The sequence below is a fragment of the Actinomadura roseirufa genome, assembly GCF_900659635.1.
GTDB classification, from domain to species: Bacteria; Actinomycetota; Actinomycetes; order Streptosporangiales; family Streptosporangiaceae; genus Spirillospora; species Spirillospora roseirufa.
On the sequence record NZ_CAACVB010000341.1, the window covers coordinates 1 to 7,153 of the forward strand.

At 73.8% G+C, this 7,153-nt stretch carries 4 protein-coding genes; all 4 read left to right on the plus strand.

What is annotated here, in order from left to right:
* A partial coding sequence (locus E1291_RS37180) for a ferredoxin (protein ID WP_207401141.1) occupies positions 1-473 on the plus strand: 473 nt, incomplete at its 5' end.
* A gap of 279 nt (positions 474-752) precedes the next feature.
* Entirely contained in the window at positions 753-4,706 is a 3,954-nt protein-coding gene (hrpA, locus tag E1291_RS37185; protein WP_370771104.1) for an ATP-dependent RNA helicase HrpA, read from the plus strand.
* Between the two features lie 98 nt (positions 4,707-4,804).
* Positions 4,805-5,767 (plus strand): prolyl aminopeptidase, encoded by a 963-nt coding sequence (pip, locus tag E1291_RS37190; protein ID WP_131742744.1) that lies wholly within the window; start codon positions 4,805-4,807, stop codon positions 5,765-5,767.
* A gap of 74 nt (positions 5,768-5,841) precedes the next feature.
* A complete protein-coding gene (locus tag E1291_RS37195) occupies positions 5,842-7,146 on the plus strand; it encodes a coiled-coil domain-containing protein (RefSeq protein WP_242614618.1) in 1,305 nt (434 codons plus the stop codon).
* Positions 7,147-7,153: the final 7 nt, after the last annotated feature.

Here is a 7,153-nt window from a genome sequence, read left to right on the forward strand (position 1 = left end):
AGGATGCCGCCGCCGCCCGCGACACGGCCGGCCGCGCCGCCCGGATGGTCACCGGCCGCGGCGCCTGCGCGCACCCCGACGGCACCGCCCGGTTCGTCCTGTCGGCCCTGGAGGTCTTCGCCGACGACGTCGAACGGCACGTCTCCGGCGGGGGATGCGGCCGGCCCGTCCTCGGCGTGCTGCCCGCCGGGACGGAGGCGGCGGAACTGCGCCTGGAGGTCGACTGGAGCCGCTGCGACGGCCACGGCCTGTGCGCCGACGTGCTGCGCGGGACGGTGCGGATGGACGAGTACAGCTACCCGGTCATCCCCGCCGAGCCCATCCCGGCCCGGCTGGAGGCCGACGCCCGGCGCGCCGTCGCCGTCTGCCCCGGGCTCGCGCTGCGTCTCGTCCCGCGCACCCCGCACGACGCCCTGCCGGACCCGGCGCGTTCCGGGACGGCCCGGCCCGGCGCCGTCCGGCCGGGCCGGTAGCCGGCGGGGAGCGTCCGGCGGGGCCCTCGGCTGAGTGATCGGGTGCTCCGGGCGCCCGTCGAAGGGTGATCGGCCGCGCGGTCTGGAATTCCGCTCCCGGAAGACACGTTGGAGCAAAGGGCGCGGGGAAAATGGATCGCCCCGCGTGGGGTGTTCCGGCTACGGTGCGAAGGTTTGCTGCGAGGGTTCGCAGGGCGCCGGACACCGGCCCGGGGAAGCGTGGGGACCTCGGCCGTCCGGCCCGGAACCCTATCCTTGTGAATGGTTATGAGGACACCTGTGAGATCGCCGCTCGCCGACCTGCGCGCGCGCCTGCCCGAGCTCATGTCGCGCGACCGGCACCATCTGCGGCGCCGCCTCGACGGCGTTCAGAAGATGCGCGACGCCGGGCGGCGCGACAAGGTCATCGAGGAGATCGCCGCCGAGGTCGCCGCGGCGGAGCGGCGGGTCGAGCGGCGGCGCGCCGCCGTGCCCGCGATCACCTACCCGGCCGAGCTTCCGGTCGCGCAGAAGAAGGACGACATCCTCGCCGCCGTCCGCGACCACCAGGTCGTGATCGTCGCGGGCGAGACGGGGTCCGGCAAGACGACGCAGATCCCCAAGATCTGCCTGGAGCTCGGCCGCGGCGTGCTCGGCTCGATCGGGCACACCCAGCCGCGCCGGCTCGCCGCCCGCACCGTCGCCGACCGGATCGCCGAGGAGCTCGGCACCGAGCTCGGCGAGACCGTCGGTTACAAGGTGCGCTTCACCGACCGCGCCGGCGACGACACCCTCGTCAAGCTGATGACCGACGGCATCCTGCTCGCCGAGATCCAGACCGACCGGCTGCTCCGCCGGTACGACACCCTGATCATCGACGAGGCGCACGAGCGCAGCCTCAACATCGACTTCCTGCTCGGGTACCTCAAGGAGATCCTGCCCCGCCGCCCCGACCTCAAGATCATCATCACCTCGGCGACGATCGACCCCGAACGCTTCTCCGCGCACTTCGGCGACGCCCCGATCGTGGAGGTGTCGGGCCGCACGTACCCGGTCGAGGTGCGGTACCGGCCCGTCGCGGACCCGGACGACCCGTCCGCCGACCCCGACCGCGACCAGGTCCAGGCCATTCTCGACGCGGTCGACGAGCTGGAGCGGGAGGCCCCCGGCGACGTGCTGGTCTTCCTCAGCGGCGAGCGGGAGATCCGCGACACCGCCGACGCGCTGGGCAAGCACTTCCAGCGCCGGCGCACCGCCACCGAGGTCCTGCCGCTGTACGCGCGGCTCTCGGCGGCCGAGCAGCACCGCGTGTTCCAGCCGCACCGCGGACGCCGCGTCGTCCTCGCGACGAACGTCGCCGAGACCTCGCTGACCGTCCCCGGCATCAGGTACGTCGTCGACCCGGGCACCGCGCGCATCTCCCGCTACAGCCACCGCCTGAAGGTGCAGCGGCTCCCGATCGAGCCGGTGTCGCAGGCGTCGGCGAACCAGCGCAAGGGACGCTGCGGCCGCGTGGCCGAGGGCGTGTGCATCCGGTTGTACTCCGAGGAGGACTTCGAGTCCCGGCCGGAGTTCACCGACCCGGAGATCCTGCGCACCAACCTGGCGTCGGTCATCCTGCAGATGACCTCGCTCGGCCTCGGCGACATCGCGGCGTTCCCCTTCGTCGAGCCGCCGGACCGGCGCAACGTCAAGGCGGGCGTCGACCTGCTGCACGAACTGGGCGCGATCGACCCCGCCGAGCAGGACCCGCGCAAGCGCCTCACCCCGCTCGGCCGCCGCCTCGCGCAGCTGCCCGTCGACCCGCGGCTCGCCCGGATGGTGCTGGAGGCCGACAAGAACGGCTGCGTCCGCGAGGTGCTGGTCATCGCCGCGGCGCTGTCCATCCAGGACCCGCGCGAGCGGCCCGCCGACAAGCAGCAGGCCGCCGACGAGAGCCACCGCCGCTTCACCGACCCGACCTCGGACTTCCTGGCCTTCCTGAACCTGTGGAACTACCTGCGCGAGCAGCAGAACGAGCTGTCGGGCAGCGCGTTCCGCCGCATGTGCAAGAACGAGTATCTGCACTTCCTGCGCGTCCGCGAGTGGCAGGACCTGCACGGCCAGCTCAAGCAGGTCGCCAAGTCCCTCGGCGTCACCCTCAACACCGCCGACGCCGCCCCCGACAGCGTGCACGTCTCGCTGCTGGCCGGGCTGCTGTCGCACATCGGGCTGGCCGACTCCCCGGGCCGGTCCGCCCAGGCCGGCCGGGGCGGGGAGAAGGAGAAACCGCAGCGGAGGGGACAGGAGTACGTCGGCGCCCGCGGCGCGCGGTTCGCCGTCTTCCCCGGGTCGGCGCTGTTCCGCAAGCCGCCGCGCTGGGTCATGTCGGCCGAGCTGGTCGAGACGTCCCGGCTCTGGGCGCGGATCAACGCCAAGATCGAGCCGGACTGGATCGAGCCGCTCGCCGCGCACCTGGTCAAGCGCGCCTACAGCGAGCCGCACTGGTCGAAGAAGCAGGCGGCGGTGATGGCGCACGAGAAGGTGACCCTGTACGGGGTGCCGATCGTCGCAGACCGGCGCGTCAACTACGGCGGGATCGACCCCGCCCTGTCCCGTGAGCTGTTCATCCGGCACGCCCTCGTCGAGGGCGACTGGGAGACCCACCACCGGTTCTTCCACGAGAACCGCGCGCTCCTGGACGAGGTCGAGGAGCTCGAGCACCGCGCGCGGCGCCGCGACATCCTCGTCGACGACGAGACCCTCTTCGACTTCTACGACGCGCGAATCCCCGAGGACGTCGTGTCGGGCCGGCACTTCGACGCCTGGTGGAAGAAGGCCCGGAACACCGAGCCCGACCTGCTCGGGTTCGAGAAGTCGATGCTCATCAACGACACCGCCGGGGGCGTCAGCGAGGCCGACTACCCCGACGCCTGGCGGCAGGGCCCGCTCCGGCTGCGGCTGACCTACCAGTTCGAGCCGGGAGCCGACGCCGACGGCGTGACCGTCCACGTGCCGGTGCAGATCCTCAACCAGGTGCGGCCGGACGGGTTCGAGTGGCAGGTCCCCGGCCTGCGCGAGGAGCTGGTGACCGAGCTGATCCGGTCGCTGCCCAAGCAGCTGCGCGTCAACTTCGTCCCGGCGCCCGACTACGCGCGCAAGGTCCTCGGCCGCGTCTCCCCGCGCACCGAGCCGCTGCTGGACGCCCTGGAGCGCGAGCTGACCGCCATGACCAGCGTGACCGTCGCCCGGGAGGCGTGGGATCCCGCCCGGCTGCCCGCCCACCTGAGCGTCACGTTCCGCGTCGGCGACGACCGCGGCCGGACGCTCGGCGAGGGCCGCGACCTGGACGAGCTGAAACGCCGCCTCGCGGGCACGGTCCGCGGGACGCTGTCCAAGGCCGCGTCCACCATCGAGCGGTCCGGGCTGCGCGAGTGGACGATCGGCACCCTGCCCCGCACCTACGAGCGCGCCCAGGCGGGCTACGAGGTCAAGGCGTTCCCCGCGCTCACCGACGAGGGCGACTCCGTCGCCGTCCGCATGTACGAGACGGAGGCCGAGCAGCGCCGCGCGATGTGGCGCGGCACCCGGCGGCTGATCCTGATGAACGCCCCGTCCCCGGTGAAGCTCATCCAGGGCCGCCTCACCAACCAGGGCAAGCTCGCGCTCAGCCACAACCCGCACGGCTCGGTCGCCGCGCTGTTCGACGACTGCGTGACCGCCGCCGCGGACCGGCTGATCGCCGAGGCGGGCGGACCCGCCTGGGACGAGGACGGGTTCCGTGCCCTGTACGACCGTGTCCGGGCCGACCTGCACGACGCGACGGCCGCGATCGTCGCGCAGGCCGAGCGGGTCCTGGCCGCCTCCCACGAGATCGACCGGCGGGTGCGCGGCACCGCGAGCCTGACGCTGGTCCCCGCGCTCACCGACGTGCGGGGGCGGCTGGCCGCCCTGGTCCATCCCGGTTTCGTCACCGAGACGGGGGCGCAGCGGATGGCCGACGTCCCCCGCTATCTGCAAGCCCTGCAGATACGGCTGGACAAGCTCCCGGAGAACCCGGGCCGTGACCGGATGCTCGCCCATCAGGCCGAGACGCTGGAGGGCGAGTACCGGCAGGCGCTGCAGCGGCTGCATCCGTCCCGCCGCGACGACGAGCCGGCGCGTCAGGTCCGCTGGATGCTGGAGGAGTTCCGGGTCAGCCTGTTCGCCCAGCAGCTCGGCACGCGCTTCCCCGTCTCCGACAAGCGCATCCGCAAGGCGATGGCCCAGCTCTGACGGAACCGGGACCGGGGCCGGGATCGAGGCCGCGTGCTGGACGCCGGTTCCGCCATCCGATTCCCACCATGATCGTCTTTCGGGTATGACTGGGGGACATGGGTCTCAGGGAGTTCTATCCGCCCGTGGAGCCGTACGACTCCGGGCTGCTCGACGTCGGCGACGGCCACCGGATCCACTGGGAGGTCTGCGGGAACCCCGGGGGCAAGCCCGCGGTGTTCCTGCACGGCGGGCCCGGCGGCGGCCTGCTGCCCGACAACCGCCGCTTCTTCGACCCGTCCGCCTACCGGATCGTGCTGTTCGACCAGCGCGGCTGCGGACGGAGCCTGCCCCACGCGAGCGACCCCGCGGTGTCGCTGGAGCACAACACCACCCCGCATCTCGTCGCCGACATGGAGCGGCTGCGCGAGCACCTGTCCATCGACCGCTGGCTCGTGTTCGGCGGCAGCTGGGGCACCACCCTCGCCCTCTCCTACGCCCAGGCCCACCCCGGCCGGGTGACGGAGATGGTGCTGCGCGGCGTGTGGCTCATCCGTCCCGAGGACGAGGCGTGGGGGTTCACCCCGGCGGGCGCGGCGCACCTGTTCCCCGCCGAGTGGGCCGCGTTCAGCGGAGCCGTCCCCGAGGACGAGCGGGACGACCTGGTCGCCGCCTACGGCCGCCGCATCACCGACCCGGACCCCGCGGTGCACGTTCCGGCGTCGCGCGCCTGGATGGCCTGGGAGCTGGCGGCCAACACGCTGCTGCCGGTGCCGCCGCCGGAACTCGACGACGCCGTGCTCGTCTCGTTCGCGCGCATCACCCACCACTACATCGCCGCCGGCGGGTTCCTGCCCGCCGGGGGCCTGCTGGCGGGCATCGACCGGATCCGCCACATCCCCACGGTGATCGTGAACGGCCGGTACGACGTGAAGACCCCGCCGGGCCAGGCCTACGACCTGCATCTGGCCTGGCCGGAGGCGGAGCTGCGCATCGCCGAGGACGCGGGCCACGGCGGCTCCGAGCCGGGCAACCGGCACCTGCTCGTCCAGGCCACCGACCGGTTCCGCGGGAGGGTCTGAGGACGGCGTGGGCGGCCCCACATGTACCCCGCAAGTCTCTGCGGTCACGGCGACTAGTGCGTATGGTTCATTCCATGCCTAACAGCGAAGAGCGCGACAATAGCGGCCCCCAGGGGACGGCCGCGACTCCCGACGCCGCGGTCTCCGAAGGCGTGCGACCTGGGGAGGAGCCTCCCGGGACGCCCGGAGGCGCCACGGACGGGGAGGGCTCGCGGGGGGCGCAGGGCGGCGCCGCGGGGGCGGCCGGCTCGGCGGAGACGGCCGTGGCCCGGATGGGCGATCCCGTGACGGTCTGGCCGTGCGCCAACTGCGGGCGTCCCGTCCCGCAGCCCCTCGGCGCCGTGCGCTCGGTTCGCTACTGCATGGACAACGACGGCGCCTGCGCGCGGGAGGCGCGCGCCCGCCGCGAGCGCGGCCGGGACGCGCCGGGCCTCACCGGCCAGGTCGCCTCCACCTGGGAGATGGTCGAGCGCCTGGAGACGGCCGCCGACCTGCTCGCCGACTCGCTGACCTCCGAGCTGAGCGTCGCCGGCGTCGAGCGGCGCGTCGCCGAGGTGCGCGCCGAGGCCGCCCGCGAGCTCGCCATCGCGCAGAGCGAGCGCGACGCGTCCCAGCGCAAGGCCGAGGAGGCGTGGCAGGAGGCGTCCTCGGCCCGCCACCGGGCCGACGGCGCCGAGAAGGACGCCTCCCAGGCCCGGGAGGAGGCCAAGCTCGCCACCGCCAAGCGCGACGCCGCCCAGCAGGCGTGGGAGGAGGCCCACCAGATCGCCCAGCAGTCGGTGACGGCCAAGCTCGCCGCCGAGAGCGAGCGGGACCGCGTCGCGGCCCGCGAGACCGAGCTGCTCGCCGCGCTGGAGACGGCGCGGGCCGAACTGGTCACCCTGCACTCCAAGCTCGCCGAGGCCGAGGGCGCGGTCGAGGCGCAGCGCGTCGAGGCCGCCGTCGCCCGGCAGGGCGCCGAGGATCTCCGCAACGCCATGCGCGACACCGAGGCGCAGCGGCAGCGCGCCATGCAGGCCGCCAGCAAGGCCGAGGCGGAGCGCACCGCGGCGCTGCGCGCCCAGTCCGAGGCCGAGGCCGAGCTCGTACGGGCCAACGCCCGCGCCGAGGAGGCCGGCAAGGAGCGCGACGCCGCGCAGGCCAAGTCGGCCGCCGCCACGGCCGAGCGGGACGAGCTGGCGACCAAGGTCAACGACCAGTCCGTCCAGCTCCGCCAGCTGTCGCAGTCGGTCGCCGAGCAGCAGGCCGCGCTGAGCGCGCTGGCCGAGGAACGCGACGCCGCCCGCGCCGAGGCCGACCGCGAGGCCACCGAACGCCGCCTGCGCGCGGTCAGCCGGCAAGGCAAGCTGGCCGGCTGGTTCGGGGAGACGGGAGGCTGAAACGAGC

What these genes read in the sequence shown, in the direction of transcription:
- pip (WP_131742744.1), top strand. Translation starts at nt 4,805, where the DNA reads ATGGGTCTCAGGGAGTTCTATCCGCCCGTGGAGCCGTACGACTCCGGG.
- E1291_RS37195 (WP_242614618.1), top strand. Translation starts at nt 5,842, where the DNA reads ATGCCTAACAGCGAAGAGCGCGACAATAGCGGCCCCCAGGGGACGGCC.